15 protein-coding genes are annotated in these 16,331 nt (G+C 35.3%); all 15 read right to left on the bottom strand.

Annotation, left to right across the window (positions count from 1 at the left end; genetic code table 11):
• Positions 1-56: 56 nt before the first annotated feature.
• From PHO70_00565 to pseB, 15 genes are read right to left on the bottom strand one after another with little or no spacing between them, the layout of a single operon-like run.
• On the bottom strand, positions 57-1,451 hold the full coding sequence (locus PHO70_00565) for a hypothetical protein (GenBank protein ID MDD5431471.1): 1,395 nt from the start codon (positions 1,449-1,451) through the stop codon (positions 57-59).
• A 31-nt stretch (positions 1,452-1,482) separates the two neighbouring features.
• A complete protein-coding gene (locus PHO70_00560) occupies positions 1,483-2,817 on the bottom strand; it encodes an oligosaccharide flippase family protein (GenBank protein ID MDD5431470.1) in 1,335 nt (444 codons plus the stop codon).
• On the bottom strand, positions 2,810-3,826 hold the full coding sequence (pseI, locus tag PHO70_00555) for a pseudaminic acid synthase (protein ID MDD5431469.1): 1,017 nt from the start codon (positions 3,824-3,826) through the stop codon (positions 2,810-2,812). The genes PHO70_00560 and pseI overlap by 8 nt, the downstream gene beginning before the upstream one ends.
• Before the next feature lie 35 nt (positions 3,827-3,861).
• Complete coding sequence (locus PHO70_00550) at positions 3,862-4,632, bottom strand: WbqC family protein (GenBank protein MDD5431468.1); 771 nt, start codon at positions 4,630-4,632, stop codon at positions 3,862-3,864.
• Complete coding sequence (locus PHO70_00545; GenBank protein MDD5431467.1) at positions 4,632-5,537, bottom strand: formyltransferase family protein; 906 nt, start codon at positions 5,535-5,537, stop codon at positions 4,632-4,634. The genes PHO70_00550 and PHO70_00545 overlap by 1 nt, the downstream gene beginning before the upstream one ends.
• On the bottom strand, positions 5,534-6,592 hold the full coding sequence (pseG, locus tag PHO70_00540; protein MDD5431466.1) for a UDP-2,4-diacetamido-2,4,6-trideoxy-beta-L-altropyranose hydrolase: 1,059 nt from the start codon (positions 6,590-6,592) through the stop codon (positions 5,534-5,536). Before pseG ends, PHO70_00545 begins: the two co-directional genes overlap by 4 nt.
• Positions 6,593-6,610: 18 nt before the next feature.
• Complete coding sequence (locus tag PHO70_00535; protein MDD5431465.1) at positions 6,611-7,678, bottom strand: SPASM domain-containing protein; 1,068 nt, start codon at positions 7,676-7,678, stop codon at positions 6,611-6,613.
• 24 nt (positions 7,679-7,702) lie between these two features.
• Complete coding sequence (locus PHO70_00530) at positions 7,703-8,575, bottom strand: class I SAM-dependent methyltransferase (protein ID MDD5431464.1); 873 nt, start codon at positions 8,573-8,575, stop codon at positions 7,703-7,705.
• Between the two features lie 5 nt (positions 8,576-8,580).
• Positions 8,581-9,681 carry a hypothetical protein gene (locus PHO70_00525; GenBank protein ID MDD5431463.1) on the bottom strand — a complete coding sequence of 367 codons (1,101 nt, stop codon included), beginning with the start codon at positions 9,679-9,681 and terminating at the stop codon, positions 8,581-8,583.
• A complete protein-coding gene (locus PHO70_00520; protein ID MDD5431462.1) occupies positions 9,678-11,219 on the bottom strand; it encodes a radical SAM protein in 1,542 nt (513 codons plus the stop codon). Before PHO70_00520 ends, PHO70_00525 begins: the two co-directional genes overlap by 4 nt.
• Before the next feature lie 6 nt (positions 11,220-11,225).
• A complete protein-coding gene (locus PHO70_00515) occupies positions 11,226-12,548 on the bottom strand; it encodes an aminotransferase class III-fold pyridoxal phosphate-dependent enzyme (protein MDD5431461.1) in 1,323 nt (440 codons plus the stop codon).
• The gene (locus PHO70_00510) at positions 12,532-13,302 is read right to left on the bottom strand and encodes a glycosyltransferase family protein (GenBank protein MDD5431460.1); all 771 of its coding nucleotides are present in this window, start codon (positions 13,300-13,302) and stop codon (positions 12,532-12,534) included. The genes PHO70_00515 and PHO70_00510 overlap by 17 nt, the downstream gene beginning before the upstream one ends.
• Positions 13,299-14,177: an aldo/keto reductase gene (locus PHO70_00505; GenBank protein MDD5431459.1), complete on the bottom strand. Its 879-nt coding sequence runs from the start codon at positions 14,175-14,177 to the stop codon at positions 13,299-13,301. The genes PHO70_00510 and PHO70_00505 overlap by 4 nt, the downstream gene beginning before the upstream one ends.
• Positions 14,165-15,310, bottom strand: coding sequence for a UDP-4-amino-4,6-dideoxy-N-acetyl-beta-L-altrosamine transaminase (gene pseC, locus PHO70_00500; protein ID MDD5431458.1), 1,146 nt, complete (start codon positions 15,308-15,310; stop codon positions 14,165-14,167). Before pseC ends, PHO70_00505 begins: the two co-directional genes overlap by 13 nt.
• A 4-nt stretch (positions 15,311-15,314) precedes the next feature.
• Entirely contained in the window at positions 15,315-16,313 is a 999-nt protein-coding gene (gene pseB / locus PHO70_00495; GenBank protein ID MDD5431457.1) for a UDP-N-acetylglucosamine 4,6-dehydratase (inverting), read from the bottom strand.
• Positions 16,314-16,331 lie beyond the last annotated feature (18 nt).

Here is a 16,331-nt window from a genome sequence, read left to right as displayed (position 1 = left end):
AATATTAACAAATTATCCACCTTTACGATGCTAAAATTTAGCAAGAGTAAATTATCTTAGAACTTCCCAATTGTGGTATTTATAAAATTACGATAATTCAAACAAGGGCTCGGGTCCCAATAATAATTAACATCATAAGAATTATCAACTCTATCAAAAATCTTAATACTTAATTCCTGGGCATCTTTAAAAGTATTAAATATCGGATCTTTTGTATTATAAAAGAATAGAGGTCCATCAAAAACAAATATTTTTTTCTTAAATAACATCGCTTCAAAAAGCACAGTTGAGAATTCTACCCCAACTATAATATCATAAGAAGATAAAGAATCATACAAATTGCCAAAATCTAGAGAAATATTATCTTGTTCTAAATTCCCATACCTCTCTTTAACTAAACCAATCTCTCCCGGGTATGGGCGTATCGCAATATCAAATTCGGACACAGGCAAAGTTTTTCTCAATCCTACTGCTAATTTCTTTATAAAGGAATAAACAGTTCCTCCGGAAATAAACAATATACGCCTCTTAGTATTAATCTTGCTTTTTTCTGTCAAGCTCTTAACATACTCAATAATATAAGGATTGCCTATTATGACATCTTTAGAAGAAGTATTTATAGCCGAACTCCAGTATTTACCAAAAGTTAAATAATACTGCGGCAAGTAATCTTTGTATGCAGACCCTAATATCTCCTGGCTATAGTTATATGCGGGATGATTTAACGAGGTTATCCCATGCTGAAACTCTCCCGTAACAATACCCTTTTCAACCGCCCATTTTAAAACATACGACATAGAACCATAACTCCCATCTTCTAAAAACATGATTTTAGGTTCTATTATCTCAAACAATCTAGAATAATACTCATAGAGAAAAGGAAGCTTAACAGATATTTTCTCCAAAACCAAAGTCAAACCTTTCCAAACATCATTTTTGAACTTATATAGAAACCTGCTTTTTATAAGATTTATAAACCTATCAATATTTTCTTTGTCAGTATTAACAGTTTTCTTAAGACGTGATTTTATTAAAGAGGCAATCGAGATATAGTCGAGACTTTTAACATTTGGGAAAAACCTAGGCCTAAAGTATTGCATACGAAAAGAATCTTCAATTATTAAGCTTTTTCTAGGATATTCCAAAGCAAAATGATCGTATAATCTATTTATATATTTATGACCGTGCTTTACATTTACCACACCTGAACTAAAGAACAATATATCATTTTTTCCGTTTAAATTCTTGGTAAAGGGGTTGCTATTTAAAGTAAAAAACAAGTACGAAGGGATTAAGCGATAAGCTTTATTACTAAACTCATTAGAGTTGGCAAGCCCAAACATTTCATATATTGCTTTTAGAAACAAGGCATTCCTTATAAATGGCCACATAAGCGTATCTCTATATTTAAACCGAAAGTCTAGGACTTCCAAATCTATTTCTATGGCCATTAATTCTTTCAAACTCAACACTCTATCCAATTTATGCTCCAATTGACTTTATTTTGCTCCAAGAAAACCAAGGCATTGGATAATACTTTGCACTTAATAACCACACTAGAAAAAAAGTAAAGAATGAAGAAATCGCATTTGCTTTTGCGGCACCCATAGCACCATACATTTTAATCAAAGAATAATTTAATCCTATATTAACAAGCGCTGAAATAAATGTAGCTAGCGCTAGGATATGCGTCTTCTTAACAAAAAATAAATAATTAACAACCATATAATACATCCCCATTGCAGCGGCCCCAAGCGCAATCCAAATTACAAATTCATTTGAAGCTTGAAAATTTTTATTCACTAGGATTTGAATTATGATTGGAGAAACCATGCTTAACAAAAACGCTAGCAACAAAATAACAATAAAATATAAATAAGTAACCTTTACTATTTTAATCTTTTTGCTGTAAGTTATAGTAGAAAGCGCCTGAAAAAGATATGGCCCCCATGCTCGATTAAAAGCGGCAGTTACAAGACCAAGAATCATTCCAATCTGATAACCTACAGAATATATACCTGTCATTTTTAAACCAACAAAATTATTCAGGAAAATCTTGTCTGTGCCTGACATTATCCAACCTGATATTTCGTGAGGCACAAGTGGAAGCGAAAAAATAAATATATCTTTGATAAACTCTTTTTTTATCTTAAAATTCATCCTAAAGTTACGAAATAATATATACATACTAATAAAGCCAAAAACAATAGCAGCTGAGGATATTCCAAATATCCGACCCTTTAATCCCATATGAAAAATAACAACAAGTAATATTGAAGAAAGTGCGTTGAATAAACTCATCGAAACTTGATACAAAGCATAGAACTTTGAATTATGGGTAACCTGCCACATCATTAATCCGACGTTTGTGATTGCAGTAAAAAAAGCCACAAATAAAGAAATAAATATTAAGTAAGGAGGAATATTTAAGGTTTGCGCGATATGTCTATGGAAGAATACCGCGATAAATAAAAACATAACAAAACAAGCAACAATAACTAAAAGGATATTACCAATATATGATCTTATTTCATTCCCGCTCTTTTGAAAATAAACAACCCCTACAGCAGCATGTGTATCTATACCTATTAGTATTACCAATAGAGATACAATAACCTGGAATATTGCAAGCGTACCATATTCCATAGGAGTCAGATATCTTGTCAGGACAGGGAGAAGAAGCATTGGAATGGCAGACCCAATTATAGTTGCAAAAAAATACGTAACTCCACCCCTAAAAAGCCTGTGTTTGAATATTTCAATTATTAAAGAAACCGGAGCACCCTTCACAGCCTTGCTCCACATCGAACTATTCATCAACCATCCCCCAAGTCAAAGGAGTTCCTTTTTTTATATTTAACCTTGATCTTTTTCCTAATATTTCTTTTAAATATTTCGGTGCCAATCCATAGGCCGGACGTATAGATCTTAAATTAATTTCTGAAAATATTTCTCCTTTTTTGATAGGCTCAACCGCGAATAAAGATCTACGGAAAACATGATTATCAAAATCTTCCTTTGTGACCCCGTAATGCACTTTTCCAATTGCCTTTTCAACTATCCGAATGTTTTTAACAATCTCCTTAAATTCAGAAGGTTCGGTTGAAAAAAAAGAATCTGGAGTCTTTATTGAACGAGATAGAGTGAAATGCTTCTCAATAAAAACCGCCCCCAAAGAAACTGCAGAAACCGGCACCGCCGCATCCAATGAATGATCAGAAAGGCCTACCGGCAAATTGAACATTTTCTTCATATCGGGGATAGTTTTCAAATTCATCTCTTCCGGATGAGCAGGGTAAGCACTAACACATTTTAATAATACTATATTCTTATTGCCTGCTTTCTGCGCGACAATAACCGCTTCTTTAATTTCTTTAATTGTTCCCATTCCGGTAGAAATTATAATTGGCTTCTTCTTCTGTGCAGCATATTCAATTAATGGCAAGTCTACCAATTCAAAAGAAGCAATTTTATGCATTGGAACCTGAAGCTCTTCCAGAAAATCTACTGACGTCTTATCAAAAGCTGTAGAAAAAAATACGATCCCCATATCATCAGCTATTTTTTTAAGCTTTTTAAACCAAGACCAAGGCGTGTAAGCCTTGCTATACAATTGATAAAGGCTCTGTTTTCCCAAACGAGGATACTGTATGCTAAAATATTTATTATCCACATCTATAGTAATAGTATCTGGTGTATACGTCTGGAATTTTACTGCATCGGCTCCACATTCTTTTGCTTTCTTTATTAAAGCAACAGCTCTTTTAAAATTCTGTCCATGATTAGCCGATATTTCTGCAACTATAAATACCGATTGTTTTTTCATAACGTTTTGCTCCTATCAAAAAGAAATAAACTACTTTATTTTTCAGAAGGTTTGTAGTAGTTAACGGCGTTCAACGCAACCATATCTTCCCAAGACAGCCATTTATCAGTCCCAGATTCAATATATTTCCGCATCTTCTTAGGACCAATGTTAAAAAGAGCATCCAGTACCGATAGAGAAGGGAAAAAACAATCCGTTGAACAAATTTGTTTATAAGAGGAAGGTTTAAAATTCTGGAATAATAATTTGATATCTTTAACAGGGAATACATTATCTTCTCTCATGTAAACAAATGATCCTTGAGCGCTAAAATAAGTAGTAGCCTTGAATTCTCTTAGTAGCTGCAAAACACGACTTGATCGTTCAAATTCTGATGGATAATCTGAACTAAAACGAAAATCGCGCTTAAATCCAATAATATCGCAAATAAACTTAATAAAAGCTATATTCATATCTCCAAGTGAAGTAAATTCTGAATGTAGCCATCTTTCTATTTGCGGGTAGAATTCACCATAATGTTCGGCAGCAGAATAGTTGTTCTGAAGACGTTTTAAGATTTTATCGCGCCAATACGGACTATCATCAATAACAGTTTTGTTTAAAGGCGACTTAAATGAAACTTTCTTTTTTACAGGAACCGTATACCAACCTATCTTATCTTTAGTCAAAAACAATCTATTCCTCTGATGATAACTCTGTACGGAGAATTGAAAATCATCGAGAAACACAAAGATATCGGATTTATAGATTAATTCAAAATAGCCTTGCCACGGGATAAAAGAAGGCTGCATCATTGCAATGTTCATTAAACAGATCCCTTAATTTTTTTCATACTCGAAGGCAATACCTGCCCCCTTCTTATACCCAAAGCAACATCCCACTTAAGAAGTCTTAAAGTTCCCTTACCAGTTGCTATTAAAGGACTTGGCACCACCTCAAGCACAGTACCAGGGCTAACCTTCTTTAATCCCAAAGGATTTTCTGCTTTCGCCTTAAAAATTACTAAATTTCCACCCTTAAGCTCTGTCCGAACACAACCTTTCCAACCTTCTGCAAGCACAAGGCGATTTATACTGACGGCATCCTGACTCCAATCAATAACACAATCATCAGAAGTACGAAGAGCCTGAAGCGGTTTACTAACTTGATACTTAACTCTAGGCCAAGATTCAATCGGTTTGCCTAAAAGACTACGCATTAATTTCTCTGCAGCTTTTATCGAACGGTCTAAGACCATTTGATAATCATCATTCTGCCTAATAATTACCTCTTTGGCCGTAACTATCGGGCCAGCATCAATTTCCTCCGCCAGCCAATGCAAAGTCACCCCTCCCTTACGTTCGCCAGCAATAATCTGCTGCTCAATAGGAGATCCTCCGCGATAAGCAGGCAATAACGAAGGGTGAATATTCAATACTCCGTACCTTGGAGATTCTAAAATATTGCGATCGAGAATTTGCCCGAATGCACCAACTACAATAAAATCAACCCCGCTCAACAAATACTGCCTGAATTGTGTATTCTCCCGGATATTCCTGGCATCAAACCATGGCAAACCATAACGATTACAATAACTAATCGCATCAGAGCTTGCCTTACGTTGAGGCTCTATACCAACAGCCAAAAGATCTACAAAATTAGAATTATGGATTACCCTAGCTAATTTCCAAAGATAACCAAGAAAAATACACCTATATCTCTTTTTCTTCATACCATTAACGTTGTTTTAATTACCAAACTAAGCATTTCTTTTACAACTTTTTTAGCACCATCGCCACCTACCAAACTTCTTCCTTTCATAAGCATCTTCTTTCTTCTTGAATAACTATTCATAAGAGCTTCAACAGAACTGCTAATATCGCCTATCGCCACCTTATATTCTTCACCAAGATTTATTGCGACATCCTCATAACCTAACTTCTCAGCATTCTTTTTCTGATTCCCAGCTGTAACAATAACTACCGCTGGTAATTTCATAAACGCTAGCTCCCAACAAGTACTCCCTGCGGCTGAAATAGCAATATCAGCCCAAGCCATAAGTTGTGGCATATTACGAGAATCTCTAATAATTTCTAATGGCATAATTTTGTTGACTGCTAATCTACTAAGCTTGTCATAGTTCGGATTTAAAGCACCAACAACCACTTTTACCTTAAGCATAGAGGTTTTTAGCCTCAAAAGTGCTTTAATAACTTTAGTTGTAGAATTCCTAGGATCACTTCCACCCATAGTTACCAGTAACCGGTTCGCAGTTGTACGGATGACGCGCTTATGGCTTTTCCAAGATAAGAAATCACTCCGCAAAAGTACGTAACGAGTGCCTAGAAGTAATTTTGAATATGGTTTGCGCTTACAATAAAATTTCTCTGAAGCTGTCAAATTCTGGTTAACTATGATATCCGCATAATAATTAGAAGCATGCCCATAATCATCTATACATAATAGATACAAACCTGCTTTTTTTAATGTTTTCTGATATTCTGCTCCAAAGCAATACCCGTCAAGCACTATCCATCCAGCACTTAATGCCTCGGCAAGACAAACTACCTTTCTTGCATCATTGACAGAACCTATGCCAGCATTAAGATATTTAATCCGCATGCCCTCATCCTCAAGAATCAGCTCTGCTTGCGTACACTTCTTAGACATAACAAATACCGGCTGATACCCAACTCTCTTACATTCCTGCGCAAGAGCTAAAGAACGCATAAAATGCCCCATCCCAATATATTCATCAGCATCAACCCTTATCAATATTCTTTTCATTCTAAAATAATTTCAGTATTAAATGTCGTAATCGGTACATCGGCTGCAAAATTCAAAGTTACTCATTTTCTTCTTCTCGTTTAAATTAAGAATAAATTTCCGCCTATCACCATTCCAGATTTGATATAGCGTTTCTTCATTAATATTCCCTAAGCTAAGTTCGCCATTATATGCAAAATCACATAATGTTACTTCCCCATTCGAAAAAACAAAACAATCATTACGCGAAACCCTCACGCACGAAGAAAGAGGAGCTCGATTCCTTTGCTGAGCCCCAAAAACATTATTAGGCATATTTGCATACTCCAACATGTTTACACTTACGATTTCTGCCCGTAAATAATGTTTTTTTATAAAATCATCTACTTCATGCTTAGTAGTCTCCTGTTCAATCATCTGAACATGCAAGAATGGCTTTTTAGGTTCTTTAGATAAACCTTTTAATCGATATAAATTCTCCAAATTATCTTGGACAAAACTAAAATTTCCTTCAGGCGCAACCGTATTATAGGTTCTTTCTGTAACCGCATGAGCTGAATAATTTATAAAATCTATATTTGAATCTAAAACTAGTTTTATATACTCTTCAGTAAAATTACGGCCGTTTGTACTCATCCATATGACGCCTAAATTATTTTTCTTATTTATATGTTTTATGTTTTCACAAAACTCCGGATGCAACAAAGCTTCACCAAGATGATAAAGCCACAAACCCTCAATACCATACACATCAATCTCATCAATAATTCTTCTATATTTCTCACCGGGCATGTCCATTCGTGGACGTTTTAAATTCTGTTGCGGACACATCCTGCATAAAAAATTACATCTACTGGTCATTTCCATTATAACCCTTCGCGGGAAATCTTCGCGCTTCAGAAAACCCGGAAATATAGGATTCTTTCTTATGGGAACAACCTCCATGCCTCTTTTTGCCAGTTGCTCAGCATAAGCAATATTTTCCTTATCATTAACAATTTTTAGATCCTGCCCAACCAATAAAGGCCGCAATTTACGCAGTTCTGAAAACGGAAGAATGTTTCCGTTCTTGATTTTGTAATAACGGTTAAGTGCTGTGAATTCCAAAATACTCTCCTTTTTATTTTTATATTATCGAGGTGTTGCATAAACAACAATCTGCCTACCCAAATCAAGCTTAGCTAAAGCTTCATAAAAAACCTGTAATTTCCTGCCTTTACCATGCTTTTTCATCAAGTATTCGAATCTGACGCGTTTTTCATGACAAATTTTACCCAAAGTAGGATTTCCAACATATATATCCCCCAATAAAAGGAATAATTCTATAGGAAAACTTGCCTCGGATACAACTACCTTATAACCACATAGTTCTAGAGTCTTACATAATGAACTATGACTAAAATAATTAATGTGATTTGGCGGGCAAAACCACCAGCTCTTTAGCTTATATTCCTTATCGGCTACAACCTGGAAATCATTATACTCATTCGCAACATCTATGACCAAAATACCTTTCTTTTTCAAAACATCTTTTCTCAACTGTATCAATATCTCTGCCGCGTTTCGTAAATGCTCCAAAACATTAATCATTAAGACTATATCGAAACGCTTCCCATAAATACAAGAAAAATCTTCTATACGCGATTGATAAACATCTAACCCTATCTTTTTTGCATATGTAGCACCTTCAGTAGAAGGCTCGAGCCCACTCACCGCTAACCCATTCTTTTTAAAATATAAAAGCGCCTGTGAGTAACCGCACCCTACATCAAATAAAGACCTGCCTTTTATCGAACCAAAATAATCTATGCATCTTCTCTTTATATCTTCCCACCTGCTATCAAAGAATTTCTTCTCTTCCTTCTGGACCTTAAGTTCTGAATCATTGAAAGATCCGTATTTCGCATAAAATTCTTTTTTATAATATTCCTCCACTTCTTTTTCCGAAGGAAGTGGGCTAATTCTAGCATAGCCATATTTTTTATCTTTGATTATTTTATACATATTTTTCATCCTCTATTTAATAACAAGTTTCTTAAGATAACTGCGGAACGCCCGCCCTTAATAGACATTGGAAGATAATTCAAATCAGGAGACGGCATCTCATCATTGATAAACATTTCAAGACGATCCTTAGTCTCTGCGCGCTCCGTGACAACGGGTATTTTCAAATGTTCAAAAATCCTCATAAAACGAGATAGTTTCCTATCAAGCCCAGGTTGAACAGAAATTACTTTTTTCCCAAGCAATGCACATTCAAACAAAGCGGTTGAGCACATACCTATGGTAAAATCTGCAATAAGCCCAAGCTCTATTGCTGTCAACTTATCTGCAATACAAATATCATACAACTTACTCTTCAATAAGCATGAAGCTGTAGAATTGACTTCTTTAGGATGCAGTTTCAACAACCATTTTACAGGAACACCTGCTTTATTTTTGCAGGGCAACGGGGTTACGGCACCCCAAAAGTCATTCTCATTATAACCTAAACCAAGGTTAAACTTACTTAAATAGCTGGAATAAACTATAGCTAGAATGCTACTATCTGCAACGTTTATCGTTTTACGCAAATCTTGCCGTAAACAACATAGAGTTTCTTTAGCCCGAAGAAGATAATCCCAGTATGGATTTCCGGTTATCTTTAATATACCTTCCGGAATACCGCAATCTACACAACCCAAAAGAGCATCTTCATCTACAACTGCAATCATATCTGGCAAATACATTAAATCGTTTGTTTGCGGAGTCGAAAATCTTAAACCGAAACTCGACCACCAATCAACAAAACCAAGACTGAAGATATTACGTTTTTTTGCTTCAACACAACACCATCTTTCAGTCATTGAATCAAAACTTGTCCCAATTAATACGCTTGCAGGCTTCACAGAATCCATAACCATAGACACATCTTCCTGCCGCATATCTTTCTCAAAAGCATATGTTATAGATAATCCATTTTTTTTAAAAACATTAGCCGCATAACCTATACAGATACTATATAATTCAATATCATAATCTTTCCACTCCTTTACCAAGCTGGAAAAAGCGTTCGCTGCACCGGTATCCTTACAAACTAATAAAACAGATTTTTTTGAGATTTTTTTCATTTCTTAATAAATTTTCCGGTTAGGCGATTTTCATGAACCTTGTTAACTTTTATCAATGAACCAACTAACTTCTTCTCTAAATTATGGTCTAAATCATATAACCTGCGTGAAAAATACCCGGCTAGATACTTTCCATACTGCCTAACCAACGAATCCGTTTGAGCCTGAATTGATTTCCATCCAATCAAAAATCCCATCTTTGTTACGGCATTTTTGTATTCTGGTTTAAACTTAAAAAAATAATCCTCTGCCACATAAGTATCATCATATAAATTACGCTGAAAATAAGTACTCATCTTATATGGATTAGGCACATTCTGATAAATTACCATCCCAGCATTTTGATATCTCGGGTTTAACCAAAACTCAGTAAAACCAAATTCCTTATGATAATTTTCATAAATAGGGGTATCGGGATAAGGTATCACTGCTCCATAAAGCTGAAAACAATAAACATACTTATCAACCTCTTTAATAAATCGGATATTGTTTTCAACACTAACAACAGTCTCCCATGGGAATCCAGTCATAAGGTTTATGTACATAGGAATCCCTAGCCTACCCGTAAGATTAACTATTTCATAAGCCTGCTCAACTGTATAACCTTTGTTTATTTTTAACAATGTTTCGGGATCAGCGCTTTCTATCCCATACGTAATCTGTCCTAAGCCGGACTCTTTCATTGTCAAAAGCAATTTTTCATCTACAGAATTTGCCCTTGTCCCAACCATCCATTTAAATGGCAAGTTTTCTTGACGGAATTTCTTACAAAAATCATATATATGACCTCTGTCAACAGTGAATGTTTCATCAGATAACCAAAAGGTTTTAATCCCATAAAGATTATTCCTTTTAACCATCTCATCGATTATGCTATCGGCGCTTCTTTTTGAATATTCATACCAATCTCTGTGAGAACAATAAGAACATTTAAACGGGCACCCTCTTCCGCAGCTGATTACATTCAATCCTTTTACAGAACCATCACTGACCCGGAACTTATCAAGCTCTATCGAAGAAAAATCTATTTCACCTAACTCATCTAGATTCTTAATGCGCAGCTCTTTCTTGTTATTAACCAACATTCCTGAATCATCAATATAGGACACTCCGGGAATCTGACTCCTCTTTGACATATCTTTACCGAAAACATACCAATCACAAAAACTATCAATACCCGTTTCCGATTCGCCACGAAAAACCAAATCTGCTCCATTTCTTAAGCATTCTTCTGGCATAATGGAAGGATGATTGCCTCCGGCAATTACGAAATAACCCTTTTCCTTACAATTACGCTGAAGCCCATATACTTCTAAAACATTATATGTTGCAAAAGAAAATCCAACTATATCTGGATCAAAAGGTTCAATAATTTCATTCAATAACTCATCCGCGGTCTTAAAATCTCGGAATGTATTTATATAAATCTTTACGTCAAAGTTATTTTTTTTAAAACGTTTACCCACATAAGTCAAACCACCAGGGATCGTTGCTATTGGGTTAGGAAATAATAAGATTATCTTCTTAGTCTTTTCCATATCTATTTACGTTAATCTATTAAAACCAGCATGACAAATACCTTTCTTTATATATTTGTCAATTTCATCTCTAGACACCACTTTAGATATAATTTTAAAAACAGCGTCAAATGCATCCAGATATTTTTCTATATGTTTAGCTGTGTGAGAAAAAGAAGGATAAAAAGAAGTCGTTGCTAAGAAACCTCTTTCTAGCATTAAACTCGTAAATAGCGTCTTAAGCGCCAGGCTCTTCTTATGTTTAAATTCAAAATGGCTTAATGGATATATACCCGAGACCTCTATAGAAATACCATTACGCTCAGCTATTGAAGTCCAATTCTCCTGAACTAACTTTCCCAAAGAAATAAGATGTTTCGACACATTAAAAAGTTTTAGTTTTTTTATTGTTGCTAACGCTGCCGCTGGCCCAATACGTTCTGTCCAATATGTACTGCTTATAAATGTATCCTGAGCAGCTTGCATAACAGAAGACTTGCCTATTACGGCAGCCATTGGGAAACCATTACTAATCCCTTTTGCAAACACTGCAATATCAGGTTTAATACCAAACAGTAGGTGTGCGCCACCTAAGTTTAAACGCCATCCCGAACTTACTTCATCTACTATAAATACAATCTTCATCTCTCGTGCAACGCGCATCAATGTCTGGATAAACTTTTTTTCCGGGGGGCGGTTCCTAATAGCCTCAATAATTATTACGCCTATATCATTTTTATGCTTATTGATTAATCTTAAAAAACCTTGGGTATCATTATAAAAAAAAGGCAACGCAGAATTCTTTAAGCATTTCGGAACTCCTATTGGATTTAAGCCGGACAATAAATGCCTATCCAAAGATTTTTTATCGCATATATTTGAAGATAAATACCAATCATGCCAACCATGATATCCGCAAAACAATACCATGTCCTTTTTAGACTTTGCGCGGGCAATCCTAACAGCTATTGCCAACGCCTCTCCACCCGTTCTGGCATATCTAACCATATTAGCCCAAGGGTGTAAATCACATAACAATTCTGCAAGCTCAACTTCTTCATAGGAATTTAATGTACTCATCGAACCATTATCAATAACCTTTTTAACTGCATTATCTACGTCCGAATCAGCATAACCCAGTATACATGCGCCTATGCCCATGAAACTCATATCAATGAATTTATTCCCATCTAAATCCCAAATCTCGCAACCCTTGGCTTTCTTGTAATAAGCAGGCCATCCTCCGGGCAAAAACATTTCTGGACGCTTAGACAAAAGCTGAGTACCTCCAGGGATAAGGCGTTTCGCTCGGTTATACAATGCTTGAGATTTATTAACTTTTTTTCTCATTCAAAATATCCTTTTGTAATGATTTTAGATAACCTTCATTTCTAATTATATTTTTATTTATATCCTCACACTCCGGATTATCACGCACGAATTTTAGAACATCGCTCATTCTAAAATTAGGATTCGTTGGGTACAAATTCTCAATAACTTTTTTGATAAAATCATAATCTTCTTTTCTATCAAGGGTCCATCTTTTATCTGAAAGGCCTACCTCACTCTTAACATTTTCCAATTTAAAACTACCTGGGTTATTAATAATATAAGGAGTAACGTGTTCGCGTTCCGAACCAAGTTTCGCTTCTTTCCATGCAGTAGACAGAGTTTTAAAACTAAAAACTTCCACATCTTCCCCGTCAGGAAAAGTATGCTCGAGTATATTCGAACAATAATCTGCACGAACTGAAAAATATCGCTTAATAACACAGTCTATAACAAAAGGATCTATTAACGGGCAATCTGCAGTGATTCTAACAATATTCTGTATATTAAAAAAAGATGCTGCCTTATAGTACCTATCCAAGACATCATTCTCGGACCCTCTAAAAACACTTACGCTAATACCTTTCATTAATTCGGCTATTTCCAAATCCTCATTATTATCAGTCGTTGCCACTATTACAGTATCAATATGTTTAGAATGCCTAACTCTTTCAACAACATACTCCAGTATGGATTTATCTAAAATCCTCAAAAGCACCTTTGAAGGAAGCCTAGTTGAACCTGTTCTTGCCTGTATTATGGCACCTGTTCTCATCGCCAATTATAAGGAAGCAATATCTTTTCGTCTTCCATTCTCAAGCCAACCAATTCTTTATATATTCTTTTTATTGAATCCATATACCTTAATAATGAAATATTCTGAACTAATTGCTCTTTTGACTCTACTCCAATTACAACCTTTGAAACAAACGGATTCAACATAGTAAAGCACAAACACAATGCTGCAATCGGTATTTGATATTCCAACGACAATCTCATCAATATCTTAATTGACCCGGCAGCTTTATTAAAATCTTTTTCTATCCTTGATAAAGGCAAAAAAAACAATCCCTGAAGAAAAACAGAACGAACATATACGATCACCTTTTTCTTGCTTAAAATCGGCAAGTATCGATCAAATCTCTGGTCAAGAATATTATAAGGTACCTGCAATAGATCAAAATCTAGATTATTTTCTAATAAATAATCTAATTCTTCAGGCTTATATAATGTTACGCCTATTTTTTTAACCCTGCCTTCATCCCTAAAATCCTTTAAAGCATCCCATATCTCTTTTTGCAGCCTTAAATTCTTAAAATCGTGTATCAGATATCCATATATATTTTTTTTACCCAGCCTCCTTAAAGAATCATTGAAGAATTTCCTGGATGAACCTATGTCTTTTATATCAACACTAGGCAATTTTGAGATTATTTTGAATTTATGGTCATTTTTGGACATAAATTCTCCTATAATGCTCTCGCTATCGCCATATGAATAGGCAGTATCCAATGTATCTACATTATTCGCAACAGCAGAATTCAATATAGAAAAAACTTCTTCTTTTGATACCTTACCATTCTTATTCGCAATACCGTAATCGAGCCCGAATTGAGCTGTACCTAACGCTATCTTTTCTATTTGCAGCACTTTTGCACCGTCAACTTTACCGTTTCAATAATGTATTTTATTTCTTTGTTTTTTAAAGATGCACTCAACGGTATAGTAATTGCTCTTCGGTAAAAATCTTCCGCAACAGGGCATAGGCCTTCTTTATAGCCTAAGCTCCTATAGTAAGGATGCATATATACCGGTATATAATGGACCTGTACTCCTAAACCATTCTTTCTCAAAGTAGCAAAGATTTCTTTCTTTTTATCTACATAAGGATTCTTAAGTCTTATTACATATAAATGGCAGGAAGATTGATTTACTTGAGTAGGAACGTCGAAAAAGGGATTATTGAAGAAAGCTCGGTTGTATATCTGGGCTATCTTTCTACGATAAGAAATAAACTTATTTAATTTTCTTAATTGAGAAAAACCGAGTGCTGATTGCATATCGGTAAGCCGATAGTTGCAGCCTAGTGATTGCATTTCATAGTACCAGTCACCATGGGGATTCCCCATAAAACTACTCTTATTAATACCGTGATTACGGAATAAAAATAGTTTTCTATAGAATAACGGATTATTTGTCAAAACTGCTCCACCCTCTCCTGTGGTTATTGTTTTTGCGGGATGGAAACTAAATACTGCCATATCAGAATACCTACAATTTCCAATCATGCTTTTCTCGTATTTCGAACCAAGGGCATGACAGGCATCTTCAATAACCATGAAATTATGTTTAATAGCTAATTCTTGAAGGTCTTTTAAATCAACCACATTACCAGCATAATGGACAGGAACCACCAATTTGGTCTTTTTATTTATCTTTGCCCCAACCTTAGACACATCTATATTGCCAGTATTAGATTCAATATCAACAAATACCGGTTTAGCCCCCAACAAGAGCCCGGCATTTGCTGTGGCCGCGAAAGTATTTGGAGTCGTAATAAAATTATCTCCCCAAGAAAGCCCTGCTGCCGAATATGCTGCATGCAATGCTGCTGTTCCAGAACTAAATACCACAGCATATTTTGCTCCACAATACGACAGTAACCTTTTCTCAAATCTCTCTACTACTGGTCCTTGCGTTATAAAGTCAGACTTTAAAACTTTAACCACATTGGCAATATCAGCTCTATCTATAACATGACGGGCATATGGTATTTTCATCATTTTCTTATTCTTTTAATAACTGTAAGCTGTTTAAGATTTTTGTAATCTCTTCCCTATTTAGCCAGTTTTTATTATTATCGCTTCTATAAACGAAGCCTTCCGCAACGTCTGGAAAATCCTTATATTTATTTCGCACTTCCTCTCTTTCGTAAAACTGGGGCAGCATAACATAACAATCATCAAAAATCTTTACCTGTCTAGCCTCATCTTGTGAAATCAGAGTTTCATGAATCTTCTCGCCTGGCCTTATACCAATTATCTTAAATCTACATTCTGGTTCTATAGCTTTTGCTAAATCAGTTACTTTCATAGATGGGGCCATAGGTATAAGCACCTCTCCACCTTCACATTCTTGCAGGGCTTTCATTACTAGACCAACTCCCTCTTCCAAAGTTATCCAGAACCTAGTCATTCTATCATCTGTAATCGGGAATTCTTTTTTGCCATTTCTTTTCAAATCAATAAAAAACGGCACAACACTACCCCTTGATCCTGCAACATTACCATATCTGACAATTGAAAATTTTACCTTTAGCCCTGTATAAGCATTCGCTGCAAGAAAAATCTTTTCAGCAACTAATTTTGTGGCTCCATATAGATTAATTGGGCTTACTGCTTTATCCGTAGAGAGAGCTATAACTTTTTTCACACCAGTTTGAATTGCTGCTGAAACTATATTTTCAGCACCATAAACATTGGTCTTAACAGCCTCGGTAGGGTTATATTCTAATGCCGGTACCTGTTTTAGGGCAGCCGCGTGTATAACATAATCAACACCCTCGAAAGCACGGACAAGACGTTCCTTATCCCTTACATCTCCTAAAAAATAGCGAATAGGATACTTATCTTCTGGAAAAATCTTTGCCATTTGCTGCTGCTTAAACTCATCTCTGCTAAAAACTATCAATTTCTTGGGTTTATAACTCTTTAATATCATCTCAATAAACTTATTGCCAAAAGACCCCGTACCACCGGTAATAAGAATCGACTTATCATTAATCATATTGACTCCTTGTTTTTA

It is taken from the genome of Candidatus Omnitrophota bacterium (assembly GCA_028715415.1).
Classification (GTDB): domain Bacteria; phylum Omnitrophota; class Gorgyraeia; order Gygaellales; family Profunditerraquicolaceae; genus JAQURX01.
This window is presented reverse-complemented; position numbering and strand designations above follow the sequence as displayed.

What these genes read in the sequence shown, in the direction of transcription:
- PHO70_00565 (MDD5431471.1), bottom strand. Translation starts at nt 1,451, where the DNA reads ATGGCCATAGAAATAGATTTGGAAGTCCTAGACTTTCGGTTTAAATAT.
- PHO70_00560 (MDD5431470.1), bottom strand. Translation starts at nt 2,817, where the DNA reads ATGAATAGTTCGATGTGGAGCAAGGCTGTGAAGGGTGCTCCGGTTTCT.
- pseI (MDD5431469.1), bottom strand. Translation starts at nt 3,826, where the DNA reads ATGAAAAAACAATCGGTATTTATAGTTGCAGAAATATCGGCTAATCAT.
- PHO70_00550 (MDD5431468.1), bottom strand. Translation starts at nt 4,632, where the DNA reads ATGAACATTGCAATGATGCAGCCTTCTTTTATCCCGTGGCAAGGCTAT.
- PHO70_00545 (MDD5431467.1), bottom strand. Translation starts at nt 5,537, where the DNA reads ATGAAGAAAAAGAGATATAGGTGTATTTTTCTTGGTTATCTTTGGAAA.
- pseG (MDD5431466.1), bottom strand. Translation starts at nt 6,592, where the DNA reads ATGAAAAGAATATTGATAAGGGTTGATGCTGATGAATATATTGGGATG.
- PHO70_00530 (MDD5431464.1), bottom strand. Translation starts at nt 8,575, where the DNA reads ATGTATAAAATAATCAAAGATAAAAAATATGGCTATGCTAGAATTAGC.
- PHO70_00525 (MDD5431463.1), bottom strand. Translation starts at nt 9,681, where the DNA reads ATGAAAAAAATCTCAAAAAAATCTGTTTTATTAGTTTGTAAGGATACC.
- PHO70_00520 (MDD5431462.1), bottom strand. Translation starts at nt 11,219, where the DNA reads ATGGAAAAGACTAAGAAGATAATCTTATTATTTCCTAACCCAATAGCA.
- PHO70_00515 (MDD5431461.1), bottom strand. Translation starts at nt 12,548, where the DNA reads ATGAGAAAAAAAGTTAATAAATCTCAAGCATTGTATAACCGAGCGAAA.
- PHO70_00510 (MDD5431460.1), bottom strand. Translation starts at nt 13,302, where the DNA reads ATGAGAACAGGTGCCATAATACAGGCAAGAACAGGTTCAACTAGGCTT.
- pseC (MDD5431458.1), bottom strand. Translation starts at nt 15,310, where the DNA reads ATGATGAAAATACCATATGCCCGTCATGTTATAGATAGAGCTGATATT.
- pseB (MDD5431457.1), bottom strand. Translation starts at nt 16,313, where the DNA reads ATGATTAATGATAAGTCGATTCTTATTACCGGTGGTACGGGGTCTTTT.